At 45.1% G+C, this 19,214-nt stretch carries 18 protein-coding genes and 1 tRNA gene; 14 read left to right on the top strand and 5 right to left on the bottom strand.

Going from position 1 to position 19,214, the window contains the following annotated elements; all coding sequences use genetic code 11:
• Positions 1–147: 147 nt before the first annotated feature.
• From yoaA to rnd, 7 genes are all read left to right on the top strand, one after another.
• Positions 148–2,076, top strand: coding sequence for a DNA repair helicase YoaA (yoaA, locus tag AC3CID_RS11280; RefSeq protein WP_488526558.1), 1,929 nt, complete (start codon positions 148–150; stop codon positions 2,074–2,076).
• 59 nt (positions 2,077–2,135) lie between these two features.
• Complete coding sequence (gene tsaB / locus AC3CID_RS11275; protein WP_017079483.1) at positions 2,136–2,837, top strand: tRNA (adenosine(37)-N6)-threonylcarbamoyltransferase complex dimerization subunit type 1 TsaB; 702 nt, start codon at positions 2,136–2,138, stop codon at positions 2,835–2,837.
• A 91-nt stretch (positions 2,838–2,928) separates the two neighbouring features.
• On the top strand, positions 2,929–3,234 hold the full coding sequence (locus tag AC3CID_RS11270) for a hypothetical protein (protein WP_017074520.1): 306 nt from the start codon (positions 2,929–2,931) through the stop codon (positions 3,232–3,234).
• A 39-nt stretch (positions 3,235–3,273) separates the two neighbouring features.
• Complete coding sequence (locus AC3CID_RS11265; protein ID WP_474356249.1) at positions 3,274–3,834, top strand: Slp family lipoprotein; 561 nt, start codon at positions 3,274–3,276, stop codon at positions 3,832–3,834.
• A gap of 47 nt (positions 3,835–3,881) precedes the next feature.
• Positions 3,882–4,838, top strand: a complete 957-nt coding sequence (locus tag AC3CID_RS11260) for an alpha/beta hydrolase (RefSeq protein WP_171314092.1) — start codon at positions 3,882–3,884, stop codon at positions 4,836–4,838.
• Positions 4,839–4,944: 106 nt separating this feature from the next.
• The gene (fadD, locus tag AC3CID_RS11255; RefSeq protein WP_488526557.1) at positions 4,945–6,639 is read left to right on the top strand and encodes a long-chain-fatty-acid--CoA ligase FadD; all 1,695 of its coding nucleotides are present in this window, start codon (positions 4,945–4,947) and stop codon (positions 6,637–6,639) included.
• Positions 6,640–6,783: 144 nt separating this feature from the next.
• Positions 6,784–7,902: a ribonuclease D gene (gene rnd / locus AC3CID_RS11250; protein WP_032500282.1), complete on the top strand. Its 1,119-nt coding sequence runs from the start codon at positions 6,784–6,786 to the stop codon at positions 7,900–7,902.
• Positions 7,903–8,015: 113 nt separating this feature from the next.
• Here the strand turns inward: rnd and minE are convergent, their stop codons facing one another.
• Genes minE through minC form a run of 3 tightly spaced genes read right to left on the bottom strand, consistent with a single transcriptional unit; the run spans position 8,016 to position 9,782 of the window.
• Positions 8,016–8,279: a cell division topological specificity factor MinE gene (gene minE / locus AC3CID_RS11245; RefSeq protein WP_010436847.1), complete on the bottom strand. Its 264-nt coding sequence runs from the start codon at positions 8,277–8,279 to the stop codon at positions 8,016–8,018.
• 6 nt (positions 8,280–8,285) lie between these two features.
• Positions 8,286–9,098 carry a septum site-determining protein MinD gene (minD, locus tag AC3CID_RS11240; RefSeq protein WP_009848498.1) on the bottom strand — a complete coding sequence of 271 codons (813 nt, stop codon included), beginning with the start codon at positions 9,096–9,098 and terminating at the stop codon, positions 8,286–8,288.
• 21 nt (positions 9,099–9,119) lie between these two features.
• A complete protein-coding gene (gene minC / locus AC3CID_RS11235; protein ID WP_017084080.1) occupies positions 9,120–9,782 on the bottom strand; it encodes a septum site-determining protein MinC in 663 nt (220 codons plus the stop codon).
• A 221-nt stretch (positions 9,783–10,003) separates the two neighbouring features.
• On the opposite strand from minC, the gene AC3CID_RS11230 reads away from it, so the two are divergent.
• The 5 genes from AC3CID_RS11230 (at position 10,004) to AC3CID_RS11210 (ending at position 15,849) form a co-directional block, all read left to right on the top strand.
• Positions 10,004–10,294 (top strand): YcgL domain-containing protein, encoded by a 291-nt coding sequence (locus AC3CID_RS11230; RefSeq protein ID WP_017079488.1) that lies wholly within the window; start codon positions 10,004–10,006, stop codon positions 10,292–10,294.
• Positions 10,295–10,324: 30 nt separating this feature from the next.
• Positions 10,325–11,323 carry a lytic murein transglycosylase gene (locus AC3CID_RS11225; RefSeq protein WP_017079489.1) on the top strand — a complete coding sequence of 333 codons (999 nt, stop codon included), beginning with the start codon at positions 10,325–10,327 and terminating at the stop codon, positions 11,321–11,323.
• A gap of 170 nt (positions 11,324–11,493) precedes the next feature.
• Positions 11,494–12,414 carry a LysR family transcriptional regulator gene (locus AC3CID_RS11220; RefSeq protein ID WP_488527292.1) on the top strand — a complete coding sequence of 307 codons (921 nt, stop codon included), beginning with the start codon at positions 11,494–11,496 and terminating at the stop codon, positions 12,412–12,414.
• 205 nt (positions 12,415–12,619) lie between these two features.
• Entirely contained in the window at positions 12,620–13,819 is a 1,200-nt protein-coding gene (locus tag AC3CID_RS11215; protein WP_122054516.1) for a NupC/NupG family nucleoside CNT transporter, read from the top strand.
• Positions 13,820–14,034: 215 nt separating this feature from the next.
• Positions 14,035–15,849 (top strand): cation:proton antiporter, encoded by a 1,815-nt coding sequence (locus AC3CID_RS11210; protein WP_237290317.1) that lies wholly within the window; start codon positions 14,035–14,037, stop codon positions 15,847–15,849.
• 170 nt (positions 15,850–16,019) lie between these two features.
• Here AC3CID_RS11210 and folD read toward each other — a convergent pair whose 3' ends face one another.
• On the bottom strand, positions 16,020–16,877 hold the full coding sequence (folD, locus tag AC3CID_RS11205) for a bifunctional methylenetetrahydrofolate dehydrogenase/methenyltetrahydrofolate cyclohydrolase FolD (protein WP_488526556.1): 858 nt from the start codon (positions 16,875–16,877) through the stop codon (positions 16,020–16,022).
• Between the two features lie 210 nt (positions 16,878–17,087).
• Here folD and AC3CID_RS11200 point away from each other — a divergent pair.
• Positions 17,088–17,164: transfer RNA gene (locus tag AC3CID_RS11200), tRNA-Arg, on the top strand.
• Between the two features lie 113 nt (positions 17,165–17,277).
• On the opposite strand, the gene AC3CID_RS11195 is transcribed toward AC3CID_RS11200, so the two are convergent.
• Positions 17,278–17,781: a GNAT family N-acetyltransferase gene (locus AC3CID_RS11195; RefSeq protein WP_488526555.1), complete on the bottom strand. Its 504-nt coding sequence runs from the start codon at positions 17,779–17,781 to the stop codon at positions 17,278–17,280.
• A 297-nt stretch (positions 17,782–18,078) separates the two neighbouring features.
• Between AC3CID_RS11195 and aroC the strand changes: the two genes are divergently transcribed.
• Complete coding sequence (gene aroC, locus AC3CID_RS11190; RefSeq protein ID WP_004734182.1) at positions 18,079–19,164, top strand: chorismate synthase; 1,086 nt, start codon at positions 18,079–18,081, stop codon at positions 19,162–19,164.
• Positions 19,165–19,214 lie beyond the last annotated feature (50 nt).

Below are 19,214 nucleotides of genomic sequence, written 5' to 3'. Positions count from 1 at the left end.
TCATTTGTTTTGGGCTAGGTTGGTAAGAAGGACTTAGCCTGCCATGTTCTATTCGATAGACACCTCCGGTGCGCAGTCATTTCTGATTCGCGCCGGCTCACTAAACCTGCCATAATTCGCCTTCTATTTTTCTAAACCACGTACTCTATGATATCTAAAACGTTTTCTGCTGATGGTGCTCTGGGTAAAGCGATCCCTGGGTTTCAACCACGACAAGCTCAGCTGGATATGGCTGAAGCGGTCTCACAAGCCATTGAGCAACAAAGCCAACTGGTTGTTGAGGCGGGGACAGGTACCGGCAAGACGTTTGCTTACCTCGTGCCAGCGCTGCTAAGTGGCAAGAAAACTATCATCAGTACGGGGTCTAAAAACCTTCAAGAGCAGTTGTTTCATCGTGACTTACCATTAATGGTTGATGCGCTTGGCTTTTATGGTCAGGTTGCCCTGCTGAAAGGTCGTTCAAACTATTTGTGTTTAGACCGCTTGAGCCGCCAGATGATCGAAAGTCATGGCACTCATACCGATCCAACATTGTTAGCGCAGTTAGTGAAAGTGCGCAGTTGGTCTTCGGCGACTCAAACTGGTGACTTAGGCGATTGTGATGACATTGCTGAAGATAGCCCAATTATCCCAACTATTACTTCAACTAACGACAACTGCTTAGGCAAAGAATGCCCAAGCTACACTGATTGCTTTGTGCTTAAGGCGCGTAAAAAAGCGATGGATTCGGATGTTGTCGTAGTAAACCACCATCTATTCCTCGCGGATTTAGCGATCAAAGAAACCGGGTTTGGTGAGCTGATACCTGAAGCCGATGTGTTTATCTTCGATGAAGCGCATCAACTCCCAGATATCGCCAGTCAGTACTTCGGACAATCAGTATCAAGCCGACAAATCCAAGAGCTAGCTAAAGACATTGAAATTGCTTACCGGACTGAAGCCAAAGACATGCGTCAGTTGCAAAAGGTTGGCGAGAGGCTGATTCAATCGTCAGCTGATCTACGTATTGTGCTCGGCGACACAGGATTTCGCGGTAACTGGCGTGAAGCGTTGAAGTCAGAGTCGATCGCGAGAGAGCTAGTGCGTTTACAAGATGCGTTGCAGCTTGCAGTCGATGTATTGAAATTAGCATTGGGTCGAAGCCAGTTATTAGACACGGCTTTTGAACGTGCCACTATGATCAAATCGCGCATTGAACGTGTATGTGACGTGTCGATTACCGGTTATTCTTATTGGTATGACACTACGCCACGACACTTTGCTTTGCACATCACGCCTCTTTCGGTTGCCGATAAATTCCACGAACAAATCGAGCTTAAACCGGGTGCTTGGGTGTTTACTTCAGCAACGCTAGCGGTGTCGGATGATTTCGACCATTTCACCTCTCGACTCGGGTTAAAACCGTCAGCACAGTTTTCACTGCCAAGCCCGTTTGACTATCCAAATCAGGCGCGTTTGTGTGTGCCTCGCTATCTTCCCGAACCAAATAGCCCGGGCTTAGCGGATAAGCTAGTAAGAATGTTGACCCCTGTGATTGAGCAAAACCAAGGTCGCTGTTTCTTCTTGTGCACCTCACACAGCATGATGAAAGAGTTGGGGGAGCGATTCCGTGAAACGCTCTCGGTTCCAGTTCTGTTACAAGGTGAGACAAGTAAGCAAAAAACCTTAGCCGAATTCATGGAGTTAGGTAACGCATTGCTGGTGGCCACTGGTGCCTTTTGGGAAGGTATCGATGTTAGGGGCGACGCGTTAAGCTGTGTTATCATCGATAAATTGCCCTTTACCGCCCCAGACGACCCATTACTTAAGGCTCGAATCGAGGACTGTAAACTAAAAGGGGGTGATCCTTTTGCACAAGTACAGTTACCAGACGCAGTGATTACCTTGAAACAAGGTGTTGGCCGATTAATACGTGATAAGCGTGATAATGGTGCTTTGATTATTTGCGATAACCGCTTGGTGACCCGCGATTACGGTGGTGTGTTTTTGGCGAGTTTACCGCCTATCCCACGTACCCGTGACTTAGGGATCATTAGAGAATTCTTAGCTAAAGACCATTCAACCGCTGCTGAGTAATTGGCATTGTTGAGCTTAGCCATTATTTTTAGATTAGATAACGAATATTTGAGACACGAATGAGCGCGAAAATTCTTGCAGTAGATACCGCAACTGAAAACTGTTCAGTTGCACTAGTAATGGGTGACCAGGTGTTCGCACGTAGCGAAGAGGCTCCTCGAGACCATACGAAAAAAATTCTACCTATGGTTGATGAAGTACTGAAAGAAGCGAATGTCGCTTTAACCGATATCGACGCAATCGCGTTTGGCCAAGGCCCAGGCAGTTTCACGGGTGTGCGTATTGGTATCGGTATTGCTCAAGGCTTGGCTTTTGGTGCTGATTTACCGATGATCGGTGTGTCTACATTGGCAGCGATGGCGCAAGGCAGCTACCGTAAATTTGGGGAAACTCACGTAGCTACAGCGATTGATGCTCGCATGAGTGAAGTCTACTGGGCTCGTTACAGCCGTGAAGACGATGGTCGTTGGACTGCAGTTGATGCTGAATGTGTCACACCTCCAAGCGAATTGGCTGCGCAGCTTGAAGTGGATTCTGAGACATGGGCAAAAGTAGGCACCGGTTGGGAAGCGTACGCAGAGCACATGGACACACTAGCGATCAACACTAAAGCGTGTGAGGTTCTGTTCCCAGAAGCTCAAGATATGGCGTTCCTTGCTCAATTTGCTTATGCAGAAGGCAAAGCGGTTGCAGCTGAAGAGTCTGAGCCAGTTTACCTGCGTGACAAAGTGACGTGGAAGAAACTGCCAGGTCGCGAGTAAATACGTATTATTTTGGCTCTGCATTCACTTTGCAGAGCCAAAATTAAAACAGATACAAAATCATTAAAATTAGGTACAAAATTCCTTAAGCATGGTTTCAATAAACGGCTTACCTCCTTCTTCGATAGGCAACACATCCAAAACCAATCGAACCAATAAAAAGAACGAGGTAAAAAAAGGCGATGCAAAAACCTCAGTTGGTCAGCCAACTAAGGTAGCGAATGCTGTCTCGCATTCCATTCGCCAAGTCAAAGAATCTGAGATTCACAAAGCTCAGGTTCAATATGATCTTCCAGAAGGGCGTGGACGACGTGCGATGGAAGAGTATATGGATGTGATGAATCAAGCTAAAAAAGAGGAACTTGCGAAGCTTATTGGGGTCGATATTTATATCTAGCTTTGTGCTTTTATTTATCCTGTTCTAAGGACCAGCATTATGTTTTCTCTCATTTCTAAATCTCGCTTATTTTTCCTTGTCGCTTTCTCTTCGATGGTGATGGGCTGCTCCTCTTTGCCTGAAGAACTTAATGCAAACTCTGAACAAGTCGTGACGGACTACCAAGAGTGGGTAAACACAGTGCCAGACGCTGGTGATGTTCGCTTAGGTGGTGTGATTGCCAAGGTGACAAATTTACAAGATAAGACTCGTGTTGAAGTGGTTAACATGCCGATCTCAAGCAGCGGTAAGCCAGATATTGATGCCGAGCCAAAAGGGCGCTTTGTCGCTTACATTGATGGTTATGTAGAACCTTTGAGCTTTGCTGAAGGCCGTTTAATCACCTTGGTTGGAACATCAAATGGCACTGAAGATGGCACCGTTGGTGAATATCCTTATACCTTCCCAGTAATGAATGTCTACAACCAACGCTTATGGCAGATCACCGAGCGAGTGGTCATCAACGACTTTGCGCCAACCTATTACTCTTGCCGCAGTTTGCATTGTCGCAGCTTTCAAACCATGCCTAAGTCAGGTCGTGTGATTCAAGATGTGGAATAGTCGAACCTGAGATCGACACACTAAACGATAGGGACACCATACAATCAATGATTGAAAAGTCATATTCCCTTGCGAGCGGGACGCTTGCAACACAACAGATTGGCAACCCGAAAACGACCGCAACGACGGTCGTTTTTATTCATGGTTGGCTAGATAATTCTGCAAGTTTCACTCAAGTTATGCCGCAAATAGCCAAGCTTTCTCCAGATACTCACCTCGTTGCTATCGATCTCTTCGGACACGGTTTCTCGTCGCATAAACCGGGGAGTTATTACCCATTTCACGACTATATTGATGATTTGCATCAGTTGGTGACTAAATTATCGCCAAACAGACTGGTACTGGTAGGACATTCACTTGGTGCATTGATCGCAAGTTGCTATAGTGCCGCCTTTCCTGAAAAGGTGTCAGGATTAATTCAAATTGAAGGTCATGGACCTCTTTCAGAAGCTCCCCACGAAACAGTCTCTCGTTTGAGGGATGGGGTACTCAGTCGTCTTCGACAGCGAAGAAAGCCTTCACGTCCTCTAGCAAGTCTTGAGGATGCTATTAAGCTGAGAGCTCACGCCAACCAAATCAAAGCAGAACTTATTGCTCCTATTGTTGAACGAGGAATCGTTGAGCTAAGTACTGTTGATCGAGCTGTTGTTGCTAAAGTTGCTTTTGAGGAAGCGACAGTAGATCAAGCTGCTTTTGATCAAACGACTGTAGCTCAAGGTAGTGCCGAGTTTGATAACTCTTGGCAATGGCGATGCGACCCTAACCTAAAATGTGACTCGTTATATCGAATGTCACAAGCGCATGCTGAAGCGATCATGGCGGCTATTGAATGCCCTCAATTAATAGTTTTAGGAAATGATGGATTCCGACATTTGCAGCATAATCGCTACAAATCAGCCCATAGTTCTCTGAATATAGAGACTGTTCCTGGCGGACATCATTGCCATTTAGAGAGCCCAGAGCTAGTTTCAGAGCTAATTCTTGGTGTAGTTAACAAAATTTAAACAAGTGTTTGAGCCTTTTAGTGCTCATGCACTAAAGCTGTGCTGTAATACCGCAATGATAAAAAGCGGCGAAGCAGTCGTCAGCTGATAAACGAGGAGTAACATAGTGGACAAACCTTGGCTTTCACGTTATCCAAGTGACGTACCAGAGACGATCAACCCAGATCAGTACCCATCTCTTATTGAAATGTTCGAACAGTCGGTACAGAAGTACGCAGACCAACCAGCATTCGAGAACATGGGTTCTATCATGACATTCCGTAAGCTTGAAGAGCGCAGTCGTGCTTTTGCTGCTTATTTGCAGAATGATCTAAAACTGAAGAAAGGCGATCGTGTCGCGCTTATGATGCCAAACTTGCTGCAATACCCAATTGCACTCTTTGGTGTACTGCGTGCAGGTATGATTGCAGTGAACGTCAACCCACTGTACACGCCTCGTGAACTTGAACACCAACTGAATGATTCTGGTGCAAAGGCGATTGTTATCGTTTCTAACTTTGCGAGCACACTAGAGAAAGTTGTTGATAAAACTCCGGTTAAACACGTTGTGCTAACCAGCTTGGGGCAAATGCTGCCACGAGCAAAAGGTACGATTGTCGACTTTGTAGTGAAATACGTAAAAGGCATGGTGCCTAAGTACGATCTGCCGGGTGCTATTTCATTCAGAAAAGCGCTGCATAAAGGCCGTCGCCTACAGTATGTGAAGCCATTTATGGCTGGCGATGACATCGCATTCCTACAGTACACAGGTGGTACAACGGGCGTAGCGAAAGGCGCAATCCTAACGCACCGCAATATGATTGCGAACGTACTTCAAGCGAAAGGGGCATATAGCCCTGTTCTGCAAGAAGGCCGTGAATTAGTCGTAACGGCATTGCCGCTTTACCACGTGTTCGCACTGACTGTGAACTGCTTACTGTTTGTTGAGATGGGTGGTCGTAACCTTCTGATTACTAACCCTCGTGACATTCCTGGCTTTATTAAAGAGCTGCAAAAGGTTCCATTTACCGCGATTACTGGCGTAAACACCTTGTTCAATGCGCTAGTCAATAACGAAGATTTCCACGAGTTGGATTTCAGTAATATGCGTTTATCTGTTGGCGGTGGTATGGCGGTTCAACGCGCTGTTGCTGAGCAATGGAAGAAAGCGACAGGTGTCCACCTACTTGAAGGCTATGGTTTAACCGAATGTGCTCCTTTGGTCACGGGTAACCCATATGATCTGAAAGACTACACAGGTGCAATCGGCCTACCAGTACCTTCAACAGAAGTTCGTATTGTTGATGATGAAGGTAAAGTGGTTGGTAATGACCAAGTGGGTGAATTGCAGGTTCGTGGTCCTCAAGTGATGCAAGGCTACTGGCAACGTCCAGAAGCGACCAAAGAAGTGATCGACCAAGACGGTTGGTTATCGACTGGTGATATCGTTAAGTTTGATGACGAAGGCTTGTTGTACATCGTAGACCGTAAGAAAGACATGATTCTAGTGTCGGGCTTCAACGTTTACCCGAACGAGATTGAAGACGTAGTGGCTCTGCATGGCAAAGTGTTAGAAGTTGCGGCTATCGGCCAACCTCATGAGGTGTCTGGTGAGCTGGTTAAGATTTACGTGGTAAAACGTGACCCTAGCCTAACCAAAGAAGACATTATCGCGCACTGCCGTGAACACCTAACAGGTTACAAGATCCCTAAATTGATTGAGTTCCGTGAAGAACTACCAAAAACCAATGTAGGCAAAATCTTGCGCCGAGTGCTTCGTGAAGAAAACGACACAGAGCTTGCCAAACGCGCAAGCGAGTAACGAGCTCATTTACGAGAAGATGATGCACCACAAGCCATAGCAGCGCTTAATCTAAGCGAGCGCTGAAAAATGGTGTTAGAATGCCGACAGTTAATGTCGGCATTTTTGTATCCGGCGATCAAAGTAAAATCAGTGAGAGTTTTTGTGGATTATCAAATCATTACCCAAGTTAAAGACCTTGAGCGAGTTTGCCAACAAGCACGTGAAGCCGATGTTGTTATGCTTGATACAGAGTTCGTTCGTACAAGAACCTATTACCCTCAATTAGGCTTAATTCAGTTATTTGATGGTGAAACGCTGTCACTGATTGATCCTATTGCTCTTGATGAAATGACCCCGTTTGTTGGGCTGTTGAAAGACACTTCAGTACTGAAAGTGTTACATGCGTGTGGCGAAGATCTAGAAGTATTCCAGAACGCATTTGGCTGTACGCCAACACCAATGGTTGATACGCAGATCATGGCAGCCTTCTTAGGTCACGGTCTTTCAACTGGCTTTGCGGCTCTAGTTTCTGAGTTTGTAGGTGTTGACCTAGATAAGAGTGAATCTCGTACTGACTGGCTAGCGCGTCCGCTTTCTCAAAAGCAACTCGACTATGCAGCGGCAGACGTTCACTACTTGATGCCAATGTACAACAAGCTTCTCGAAAAAGTGATGGAAGCAGGTTGGTGGGAAGCGGCGCAACAAGAGTCTGATTTACAAGTGGCTAAGCGCATCCGTAAAGCAAACCCAGACAACGCTTACCTTGATATTAAAGGCGCGTGGCAGCTAAAACCTCAACAGCTAGCGATTTTAAGACCTCTAGCAACTTGGCGTTTAAAAGAAGCGATTAAGCGTGATTTAGCGTTGAACTTTGTTTTTAAAGAACAAGACTTATGGGCCGTAGCTCGTTTCGCGATGAAAGATCCTAAGCATATGGAGCAGGAAGGGTTTGATTACCGCTCTGTACGTCGCCATGGTGCGAAGATCAGCTCAATCGTGAAATTGGCTGAGCATACGCCAGAAGAAGAGTACCCAGCGCCAGTAGAACGTCTAATGGACTACCCTGGTTACAAGCAACTTTTCAAAGTGTTGAAAGATGAAGTGAAAACAGCATCGCAACACAGTGGTTTAGCGACTGAGTTTTTGGCGTCGAAGAAGCAACTTAACCAAGTGTTAAGCTGGATTTGGAAGTACGATCGTAACCCAGAGAAGCTGCCTGATGTAATGCAAGGTTGGCGCCTAGATGTCGTTGGCGAGAAGCTAAATAAAGCAATCAAGTAACTTTAGTTTTGTAGTAAGCAACGAATGCTTTAGAGATAAAAGTTTCAGACACAAAAAAGAGAGCCTAGGCTCTCTTTTTTATTGAGTATTGATAAGCACAGCTCAGGCTCTACTTATCGATCTTCTTCTGGAAGCTTAACGTTCAGCTCTAATACTGAGATGTCGTCATCTTTATGTTCGAATGTCAGATCAACCATTGATGGATCGACTTCAACGTACTTCGCAATACACTTCAAGATGTCTTCTTTCAGTTGCGGCAAGTATGACGGTGCAGGGTCGTCATGGCTGCGTCGCTCGGCAACAATGATCTGCAAACGCTCTTTGGCTAGGTTTGCGGTTGTCTTTTTCTGTGGTCTAAAAAACTCTAATAATGACATTGCGTATTAGCCCCCGAACAGTCTTTTGAAGATGCCTTTCTTCTGTTCCGTTAAGAAACGGAAGTCCACTTGGCTACCCAGTAGTCGCTCTACAGTATCATTGTAAGCCATACCTGCGTCTGTTGCTTCGTCAAAGATAACTGGCACACCCTTGTTCGATGCGTTCAGTACTGCTTGGCTCTCTGGAATCACGCCCAGTAGAGAGATGTGCAGGATTTCTTCAACGTCTTCAACACTTAGCATCTCACCTTGAGTTACGCGTGCTGGATTGTAGCGAGTCAGTAGAAGGTGTGTTTTTACTGGCTCCAAGCCGTCTTCTGAACGACGAGATTTAGAGTCAAGAATACCTAGAATTCGGTCTGAATCGCGTACAGAAGAGACTTCAGGGTTAGTCGTTACAATCGCTTCATCAGCGAAATACAACGCCATCAGAGCGCCTTGCTCGATACCCGCAGGAGAATCACAGATGATGAAATCAAAGCCCATTTCATCCAATTCATCAAACACACGACGAACGCCATCTTTTGTTAGTGCGTCTTTGTCACGAGTTTGAGAAGCAGGAAGAATGAACAGGTTCTCTGTACGCTTGTCTTTGATCATCGCTTGGTTCAGCGTCGCTTCACCATTGATAACATTAACGAAGTCGTACACAACACGACGCTCACAACCCATGATTAAATCTAGGTTACGCAGACCGATATCAAAGTCGATGACTGCGGTTTTCTTCCCTTTTAAAGCCAGACCTGAGGCAATAGCTGCACTGGAGGTCGTTTTGCCTACCCCGCCTTTACCCGACGTTACAACGATAATGCGTGCCATTCTGTTTTCCTTTTATTTCTCTTATATTGCGAGGACATCAACGTGTAATACATCGTTTGCCATACTGAACATGGTTTTCTTCTGCCAGTACTCGCTTTCAATTTGATCGCTGAGCCAGTAATTTCCTGCAATGGAAACCAGCTCGGCTTGTAAATCATTACAAATTATTTTTGCTTCAGTTTGACCACTTGCACCTGCAATTGCACGACCGCGTAGCGTGCCATGAATATGGATGCTGCCATCGGCAATCACTTCCGCACCTGCACTTACGTGGCTAAGAATCAGCAAATCACCATCTTTCGCATACACCTGCTGACCAGAACGTATCGGGGTTCTCACCACCTTTATCGGGGCCATCTTCGCCGGAGCTTGAGAAGGAGATTTACTTGCTGTCATCACGGCAAAACCTGCATCTCTGGCTAGGTTTTGCATGCGTTTATCTGAACAGCCAGCCACACCAACCGGGATCATGCCCGCTTGAGATATACCATTTTTCAGTTGCACGAAATCTATATCGCCCGCGACTTTGCTAATGTTGATAACAACAGGCGCAGCTGCGAAAAAAGTGGGTGCCTGGTCTACCTTCTCTTGAAGAAAAGACACTGCATTTTCGACTTGATCATCGGATAAGTGCAAAACAGATAGCGTGAAACTGCTACCTTTTAGATCTGGGTTACTAGACATCGAAAAACTACAGGACCTCAATAGCGGATTGGTACAATTTCTTTATCAATAAAATAAAGGGCATTGCCTGAAACTAGGTTTATCATGTTATATTCCCAAACCAAGCACAGCAAGTAATCTTGTTGTCAAATGAACGTTTTGTTCCCAATATTTCCCTAACATAAACTATTGATCTCGCAAGTGAGAGTTTTGTAGTCATAAACATTTAAAAAAGGTTTGTCATGCTGTGTTCTATATATAAAAGTTCAAAGAAAGAAGGAACATACCTTTATATCCCTAAGAAGGATGATTTTTCACAAGTTCCTGACGCATTGATGCAAATGTTTGGTAAACCTAGTTTTGTAATGGTAATTAAAATGGACGGCCGTAAACTGGCTCAAGTGAACATCGATAAAGTGAGAGAATCACTGAACACCGATGGTTTCTTTTTGCAGGTTCCGCCGCCACCAGTTAACGAACTTGAGCTTCATAAAGAGCGTAAAGCTCAAAATAAAGGTCAAGACGAAGAGTGATAGCCACCTCAATTCAAGGAGGAGTGATCGTTGAGTAAATTTTCGAAAACCATATTGGCTGTGTCGGCATTACTATTGGGTAATAGCCTGACCATTGGCTCGGTTCAAGCTGAAGAGCTTAGCTTTGAGCAATATGTAGAAAAACTAAAGCAACAAGGTCGTGAAGAAGGTATTTCTGAAGCGATCATTGATGAAGCTTTTGATGGTGTGACGTTTAAGCCAAGAGCGGTAAAAGCTGACAAAAACCAACCTGAAAAGAAACTGACTCTGGATGAATACATTCCACGTGCGGTTCCTGACTGGAAAGTGAAGCAGGCGAGATCACTCTATAAGAAACACTACACAGCGTTAAAGCGTATTGGTGATGAATATGGTGTTCAACCAAGATTCATTGTCGCTCTATGGGGTGTAGAGAGTAATTTTGGTAAGTTCACGGGGAATTACAGTGTTATTGATGCTCTAACAACCATGGCTTATGAAGGTCGCAGAGAAGCCTTCTTCCGTAGCGAAGCGATGGCGGCATTGAAGATACTTGATCAAGGCCATATTGCACCAAAAGAGATGAAAGGCTCTTGGGCTGGTGCGATGGGTCAACCTCAGTTTATGCCTAGCTCATTCTTAGCTTACGCCGCTGATGGCAGTGGTGATGGCAAGAAAGATATTTGGGGTACCGAAGAAGACGTGTTTGCTTCGGCGGCGAATTATCTCAGCCAATCGGGTTGGGATGACAAATATACTTGGGGGCGTCAGGTTCACGTTCCATCAACCGTGTCTATTGAGATGCAAGGTCGAGACGAAGACAAAGCGAAATACCTAAAAGAGTGGTCTGAACTTGGTATTAAGCGTTATGACGATCGCCCACTGCCTACACTTGATGAAGACATCAAAGCTTGGTTGATAATGCCGGACGATGAAACGGGTCGTTCGTACCTCATTTACAACAACTACAATGTGTTAATGAAGTGGAATCGTTCTTACTACTTTGCTTTGGCGGTCAGCCACCTAGCGGACAGAATTAAGTTTGATTAATTGACCTAATCTGATTAGTAGACTTAATTTGATTAATAGAAGTAGGTCGCCTTGAATAGCATTTAGCCTACTATAGGCAGAACAGATTAAAGGACTCTTCGGAGTCCTTTTTATTTTATATTTCAGATATTTAAGAAGGTGGTTTTGTGCTAACAGATAGAGCCGCACAGATGGTGATATTCCATGCGTTAATCAAGTATGAAGGCTTTACCAGTGCAGCAAAAAGCTTGAATGTGTCGGTATCTCACATCAGTAAACAAATTGCTTTGCTCGAGGATTCGATAGGTATCAAGTTAGTGCAAAGAACCACACGCAGCCTTACGTTAACCGAAGCTGGAGAAGTGTTCTATCAGCATTGTGAGCAGCTGTTCAATACGGTGAAAGCGGCTCAAATGGACATGGATAGCCAGCGTGACGACATTTCTGGAATATTCCGTATAGGCTTGTCTCAGTCATTTGGCACACTGCATATCATTCCAGCGATTGACCAGCTTAGACAGCTTTACCCTCAGCTGAGAATTGAAGTGCATTTATTCGATTACAAAGTGGACATGATTGAGGAGCGCTTGGATCTCTGGATCACCAACAATGAAGACCTGCCTGAAGGTTACATTGCGCAGCGCCTAGCCGACAGCCAGTTTGTGGTAGCCGCATCACCGGATTATCTGATTAAGGCAGGGACTCCACACGTGCCATCTGATCTGATTGACCATAACTGCCTTATCTACCGCAGCCGTGAACGTGATTACACGTCATGGGCATTTGATAACGGCCAAGAAAATCTCAGTGTTAAAGTGGCGGGCGATTACTCGGTGGATTTGGCTGAAGCGGTACGAGACGCGGCAGTATCAGGTTGGGGCGTTGCTTACCTAGCGACTTACTTAGTCAAAGAAGAGTTTAGAACGGGCAAGCTCATCCAAGTTTTACCGGAATGGCGAGCGAGTCAGCTGATGCCATTCTATGCCGTGTATCCGAGTAGAAAGAACATGCCGAAGAAGCTTTCAGCAGTGATTGAGTTCATCAAAGATCATATCGGATCGCCGACTTATTGGGACAAAAACCTCAAAACCTGCGTTGAACTGCACCGCTAACTGTTTCCCAATCTATAAATATAATTTCCATATGGAAAAAGTTTATTTTTTAAGCAAGTTAAATCATTAAATTTCAATGCTTTAATATAATCATAGGTGAGTCAGTGATAATCCCAACATCACATTAACAACCGCACCTTGCCGCAAACGATTTCCTCTATACAATGCGTCGCCTTTACTACCTACAACTTTTAGGTTGACGCATATGGCTTCCCTACTTGGAATTATCACTATTTTAGTAGCCGCTTGGTTACTATCTACGGACAGAAAAAATATCCCGCTAAGAACCGTCTCTTTGGCTTTCTTACTGCAAATCTCATTCGCGCTATTGGTTCTTTATGTGCCGATGGGTAAAGAAGTGTTGAATGCAGCTACTGGTGCAGTGTCTAGCTTGATCAACTACGGTCAAGAGGGGATTAACTTCCTATTTGGTGGCCTAACGAATAACGGATTTGTATTCGCTATTAACGTTCTCGGCATCATTATCTTTTTCTCTGCATTGATTTCAGGTTTGTACCACATCGGCTTTATGCCAAAGGTGATCAACCTTATCGGTGGTGCTTTGCAAAAGTTCTTGGGTACAGGTCGCGCGGAATCACTGTCTGCAACGGCGAACATCTTTGTTGGCATGATTGAAGCGCCATTGGTGGTTAAACCTTACTTGAAGCACATGACGGATTCACAACTGTTTGCCGTCATGGTGTGTGGTTTGGCTTCTGTAGCTGGTGGCACGCTAGTCGGTTATGCATCGCTTGGTGTTGATTTGAACTACCTGATCGCTGCGGCATTCATGTCTGCTCCTGCTGGTCTATTGATGGCCAAGATTTTGGTACCAGGTAATGCAGATGAGGCTCAAGAAAATATTGAGTCTGACGTTGAAATTCCACGAGCAACAAACGTAGTTGAGGCAATGGCAGATGGGGCTATGTCTGGACTTCGTATTGCCGTTGCAGTGGGTGCGACACTTCTGGCCTTTATCAGTGTGATAGCAATGCTGAATGGCTTGTTAGGTATTGTTGGTGGCTGGTTCGGCGTAAACCTAAGCTTCGAACTTATCCTAGGTTATGTGTTCGCACCCGTTGCATGGCTGATCGGTGTGCCGTGGTCTGAGGCTGTGGTTGCAGGCTCGCTGATCGGTAACAAGATCGTTGTGAACGAGTTTGTGGCTTTCATCCAGTTAATGGACGTAAAAGACGCACTGAGTGAGCACTCAAAAGCGATCGTTACTTTCGCGCTATGTGGTTTTGCCAACATCTCTACGATGGCCATTTTGATTGGCGGTTTGGGCAGCTTAGTTCCAGAGCGTCGTTCTTTCATCTCACAATACGGCTTTAAAGCAATTTGTGCGGGTGTGCTTGCCAACCTAATGAGCGCAGCGATTGCCGGCGTGGTGCTTTCTCTATAAGTAATCATTGGTGACTTATAAGCACTTTCTAACTGGGCCATAACCACCCAGTTAGCTAATCGTGGCTTTGCTCTCCCTATAGTAAAGTGACTGATTAACCACAATAATATTCGCTTAGTATGATAAAGAGAGCCTATAGTGTAAGAACGTAGGCTTTCTTATTTTAGTGAATAAGTTTGTACCACAGGGTGTGGTACAAATGTTTAGGGGCACAAATGGATTTGTCGATCACTTCTTCTTTGGCGTTAATTGGACTCTTGTCCTTGGCTTGCCAGCTACTTGGTTGGCGTTTGCGTCTTCCCGCTATTCTTCCTTTGCTTATCGTTGGCCTGCTATTAGGTCCCGGTCTAAAGATCCTTAATCCTGATGCCATTTTTGGTGATGTACTGTTCCCGTTGATTTCATTAGGGGTCGCCATCATTTTGTTTGAAGGTGCATTGACTCTTAATTTCAAAGAAATCAGAGGCCATGGCCGCATGGTGACTCACTTAGTGAGTTTCGGCATGTTGATTACATGGGCGTGCATCGTGGTGGGGGCTTATTATTTTGTCGATTTCAGTTGGCCATTGGCGGCGCTGTTTGCTGCATTAGTCGTGGTGACTGGCCCAACGGTGATTGTTCCCATGCTGCGCAGCATTCAACCTAAATCTTCGCTAGGCAGTATCCTGCGCTGGGAAGGGATAGTGATTGACCCGATTGGCGCTCTGTTTGCCGTTCTCGTTTACGAATACATTGTCTCTTCAGCCGATCCTACAAGCCATGTTCTGTCGGCGTTGGGGCTGACTTTAGCCATTGGTTTGGGCTTAGGGATCATCGGTGGCTATTTGATTGCCAAGATGCTGCAAGGGCATTGGGTTCCACATTATTTGCGTAACGTGGCGGTCCTGACATTAATGCTGGCGGCGTTCTCTTTCTCAAATGATCTGAGTGAAGAGTCCGGTTTATTAACCGTGACCATCATGGGTATCTGGCTCGCCAATGTGAAAGGCTTGGATCTCGAAGACATTATTGAATTCAAAGAAACCCTGACTGTGTTACTCATTTCTGCGTTGTTTATTCTGTTAGCGAGCAGGCTTGATTCGGGGACTTTCCTCTCAATAGGTTGGGGTGGAATTGGCTTATTAGCGGTCGTCATGCTGGTGGCTCGTCCTCTGAGTGTGTGGATCAGCGGGATCGGCACGGATCTTACTTCAGCAGATAAATGGTTTTTGAGCTGGATGGCGCCTCGCGGGATCGTTGCTGCCGCGGTTTCTTCTCTGTTTGCAATCAAGCTTCAAGAGAAGCAATTAATCGAAGGGGCAGATTTACTGGTGCCAATGGTGTTCTTGGTCATTATTGGTACAGTAGTGATTCAGAGCCTAACCGCGAGTTGGTGGGCTAGAAGGCTGGGTGTGACTCAAGAGAAGGCACAAGGGGTTATTTTCTTTGGTGCGACTCATTTTTCACGTCAGTTTGCCAAAGTGCTGGCGACACACAACATCAACAGTGTGCTTGCTGATACCAACTGGGAGAGCATTCGCTTAGCGCGCATGGACAACTTGAATGTCTATTTCGGTAATCCAGCTTCGAGCCATGCTGAAAATAATCTGGAATTGGATGGGATAGGGCGTGCCATGATTGTATCGCCTTATCGTCAAACCAACCCACTAGTCAGTATGCACTATCAAGATGAGTTTGGTGAGAATAAGGTGTTTGAACTTGAATCCTCAGAAAATAAACATGAAAGGCATCAGGTGAGCCGTGATGGCAATAGAAGCCTGTTTTCAGAAGGGGTTACCTATTCCAAACTTAACTCCTTGATGGCTCAAGGTAGCCAAATTAAGAGCACGGGTTTGACCGAAGCATTTGACCTTAATGAGTTTAACGCGCTGTATCCTAAAGCGATTCCACTTGGCGTGATTAATGATGGTGATTTTCGCTTAGTGACACAAGGTTCTGAATTGGAAAAACTCATATCAACGGAGTGTCAGGTCATTAGTTTATTGCCGCCTTCGGAAGAGATTGAAGGTATCGATACTCCAGATAAGTAGCGAGTGCTCTGTATTTAAAGCGAGTCGCTTTGTATCAAAAACGAATAGCTCAGTATCAAAAAAGCCGCAACGTTTTCACGCTGCGGCTTTCTAATTTTGCTCTAGCTTATTTTACTCTAGGGCGAGGCAATTCATGCCACTGGTATTACTACCTAAGCTGTCATTGCCGACTATTTCGAGTGAAATTGCTCACAAGCGATCATTGTATTCTCGATTAGGCTCGCCACTGTCATTGGACCTACACCACCCGGTACTGGTGTGATGAAGCTTGCGCTTTCTTTAGCCACATCGTATTCAACGTCGCCAACGAGCTTGCCAGATTCCAAACGGTTGATACCAACATCGACCACAACAGCACCTTTCTTAATCCAAACACCAGGAATGAAGTTAGGCTTACCAACGGCAACCACAACAACGTCTGCTTGACGTACGTGACCTTCAAGGTCTTTGGTGAAGCGGTGGCATGTTGTTGTCGTACAACCTGCTAGAAGCAGTTCTAGAGTCATTGGGCGACCAACAATGTTTGATGCGCCAACAACAACTGCGTGCTTGCCGCGTAAATCGATGTTGTAACGGTCAAGCAGCGTGATGATGCCTTTAGGCGTACAAGAGCGTAGCTTAGGCATACGCTGAGCCAAACGGCCTACGTTGTATGGGTGGAAGCCATCAACGTCTTTTTCAGGTGTGATACGCTCAAGAACGTGAGTAGTATCGATACCAGCAGGCAAAGGCAGTTGAACTAGAATGCCATCAATCTCTGGGTCTTCGTTGAGTTGATCGACTAGCGTTAGCAATTCATGTTCGGTGGCAGTTGCTGGTAAATCAAAAGATTTCGAGACGAAACCAACTTCTTCACACGCTTTGCGTTTACTGCCAACGTAAACCTGAGATGCCGGGTCTTCACCCACTAAAACAACCGCTAGGCCCGGAGCACGCAATCCAGCTTGAGTACGAGCTTTTACACGTGCCGCTACTTCAGAGCGAACTGTTTGAGAAATTAGCTTTCCATCAATATTTTGAGCAGTCATGAATTTCCTTAGTATTGATATTCAAGTTAGTGGCTGATGTTTTGGCGCATTATTCCAGAAAATCTTTTTGATTACCATCAAGCAAACGTTTGCTTTGTTCTATTTTCCAACACTTATAATCTTATTGCCCTTTTTTTACTCACTTGGATCAGAATGTTAGATAAAGCCGTTGCTTTACTGATTCGAATTCGTATAATCCTTTCCTGTAGCGCGCCCTTAGCTCAGCTGGATAGAGCACCTCCCTTCTAAGGAGGTGGTCGAAGGTTCGAATCCTTCAGGGCGTACCACTATTTAAAGAAACCCGATAACTCCCTGAGTTGTCGGGTTTTTTGCATTTCAGAACGACTTAATCTTTCAATACCATGTTGTGTCTTTAGATGTCTTTGTCTTGCAGCTTTTGCTAAACGGCAACGAGCTGTGGGGTATATCTAAGGCCTAGCATACTGCATCCATCTTCCAAGTAACGATCGGTCACTACGTCGAAACCGAACTTACCATAATAGTCTTTAAGATGAGCTTGTGCCGAAATAAAAATTGAGCAATCAGGGTAAATCTTCCGAGTGGCATCAAAACTCACTTGCATGAGCTGGTTACCTATCTGTTTACCTCGGTATTCTTTCGCTACGATCACTCGCCCGATACAAACATCATCTGCATCAGAATCGAGCAAAGGGAGAACATCTACGGGGTATCCAAGCTTCTGAGCCATAATTCGGCTGTAAGCTACTAGACATTCGTTCTCATAGCCCATGACGTGATAAGTCTCTGGATGGTTATCTTTGCCGTCTAGGTCACTATAGGGTGTGTTCATATCCACGATAAAAATATCGACTCTTTGCTGCAAGAAATCATAGAGCTCTTGAACAGACAGGTCCGCAAATTTTTTAACTTTCCACTCGATCATCACTTTTCTCCTAATTATTTTGGGCTACAACATAGAGAGTATTCAAACCGAGTTCATTAACCTTTGTTAACTGGACATGAAACTATTCAAAATCACCACTTTAAAGCGCCACTCATTTTCCCTCGTTATTCATTTCATTCGGCTTATGTAATAGAAAGTTAAAATTGTTCGTTTTTTGGGGTTTACATCATTTAGTAATAAAGCCACTATGAATTCACGAAGAATAGACAAGTAAAGCTATTAGCTGGTTGGTTTAGGAATCAAACCTTCTGAGTGATGGCTGATTTAGAGGAAGTAATGGCAGGAAACAGTATCGGACAACATTTCCGCGTGACTACGTTCGGAGAAAGTCACGGTATCGCACTAGGATGTATCGTAGATGGATGCCCACCAGGATTAGAAATTACCGAAGCAGACCTTCAAAGAGATTTGGATCGTCGTCGCCCTGGTACTTCTCGCTATACAACGGCTCGCCGTGAAGCGGATGAAGTAAAGATTTTATCAGGTGTATTTGAAGGCCAAACTACGGGCACTTCTATTGGTCTATTGATTGAAAATACAGACCAACGCTCTAAAGACTATTCCGAAATTAAAGACAAATTCCGCCCTGGTCATGCTGACTATACCTACCATCAAAAGTACGGTGTACGTGATTACCGTGGCGGCGGTCGCTCTTCTGCTCGTGAAACTGCAATGCGTGTAGCGGCAGGTGCAATTGCGAAGAAATACCTGAAACAAGAATTTGGTGTTGAAATCCAAGCTTACCTTTCTCAAATGGGTGATATCTCAATTGATAAAGTGGATTGGAATGAGATCGAAAACAACGCGTTTTTCTGCCCAGACGCCGACAAAGTGCCTGAGTTTGACCAACTGATTCGTGACTTGCTAAAAGAAGGCAACTCGATCGGTGCGAAGATTCAAGTGGTTGCGACTAAAGTGCCTGTAGGCCTTGGTGAGCCAATATTTGATCGTCTAGATGCAGACATCGCGCATGCTCTAATGAGCATCAATGCGGTGAAAGGTGTTGAGATTGGCGATGGCTTCGATGTCGTTAATCAGCGCGGTAGTGAACACCGTGATCCATTAACTCCAGAAGGCTTCAGCAGCAACCACGCTGGCGGTATCTTAGGCGGTATTTCTACTGGCCAAGATATTGTGGCAAGTATTGCACTTAAGCCAACATCAAGTATTACTGTACCTGGTGACACCATTACTAAAGACGGTGAAGCAACACAGCTAATCACTAAAGGTCGTCACGACCCATGTGTTGGTATCCGTGCAGTGCCTATCGCAGAAGCGATGCTGGCTATCGTGCTGCTTGATCACTTGCTACGTCACCGTGGTCAAAACTTTGGTGTGACAACAGAAACGCCAAAAATCTAGTTCTTCTTCGTTTTATTCAAAACAGAATTGAAACTGATTTGAGAGATACA

The organism is Vibrio sp. QJM3NY_21, from assembly GCF_057785975.1.
This window is presented reverse-complemented; position numbering and strand designations above follow the sequence as displayed.

What these genes read in the sequence shown, in the direction of transcription:
- yoaA (WP_488526558.1), top strand. Translation starts at nt 148, where the DNA reads ATGATATCTAAAACGTTTTCTGCTGATGGTGCTCTGGGTAAAGCGATC.
- tsaB (WP_017079483.1), top strand. Translation starts at nt 2,136, where the DNA reads ATGAGCGCGAAAATTCTTGCAGTAGATACCGCAACTGAAAACTGTTCA.
- AC3CID_RS11270 (WP_017074520.1), top strand. Translation starts at nt 2,929, where the DNA reads ATGGTTTCAATAAACGGCTTACCTCCTTCTTCGATAGGCAACACATCC.
- AC3CID_RS11265 (WP_474356249.1), top strand. Translation starts at nt 3,274, where the DNA reads ATGTTTTCTCTCATTTCTAAATCTCGCTTATTTTTCCTTGTCGCTTTC.
- AC3CID_RS11260 (WP_171314092.1), top strand. Translation starts at nt 3,882, where the DNA reads ATGATTGAAAAGTCATATTCCCTTGCGAGCGGGACGCTTGCAACACAA.
- minE (WP_010436847.1), bottom strand. Translation starts at nt 8,279, where the DNA reads ATGTCATTATTAGAGTTTTTTAGACCACAGAAAAAGACAACCGCAAAC.
- minD (WP_009848498.1), bottom strand. Translation starts at nt 9,098, where the DNA reads ATGGCACGCATTATCGTTGTAACGTCGGGTAAAGGCGGGGTAGGCAAA.
- minC (WP_017084080.1), bottom strand. Translation starts at nt 9,782, where the DNA reads ATGTCTAGTAACCCAGATCTAAAAGGTAGCAGTTTCACGCTATCTGTT.
- AC3CID_RS11230 (WP_017079488.1), top strand. Translation starts at nt 10,004, where the DNA reads ATGCTGTGTTCTATATATAAAAGTTCAAAGAAAGAAGGAACATACCTT.
- AC3CID_RS11220 (WP_488527292.1), top strand. Translation starts at nt 11,494, where the DNA reads ATGGTGATATTCCATGCGTTAATCAAGTATGAAGGCTTTACCAGTGCA.
- AC3CID_RS11215 (WP_122054516.1), top strand. Translation starts at nt 12,620, where the DNA reads ATGGCTTCCCTACTTGGAATTATCACTATTTTAGTAGCCGCTTGGTTA.
- AC3CID_RS11210 (WP_237290317.1), top strand. Translation starts at nt 14,035, where the DNA reads ATGGATTTGTCGATCACTTCTTCTTTGGCGTTAATTGGACTCTTGTCC.
- folD (WP_488526556.1), bottom strand. Translation starts at nt 16,877, where the DNA reads ATGACTGCTCAAAATATTGATGGAAAGCTAATTTCTCAAACAGTTCGC.
- AC3CID_RS11195 (WP_488526555.1), bottom strand. Translation starts at nt 17,781, where the DNA reads ATGATCGAGTGGAAAGTTAAAAAATTTGCGGACCTGTCTGTTCAAGAG.
- aroC (WP_004734182.1), top strand. Translation starts at nt 18,079, where the DNA reads ATGGCAGGAAACAGTATCGGACAACATTTCCGCGTGACTACGTTCGGA.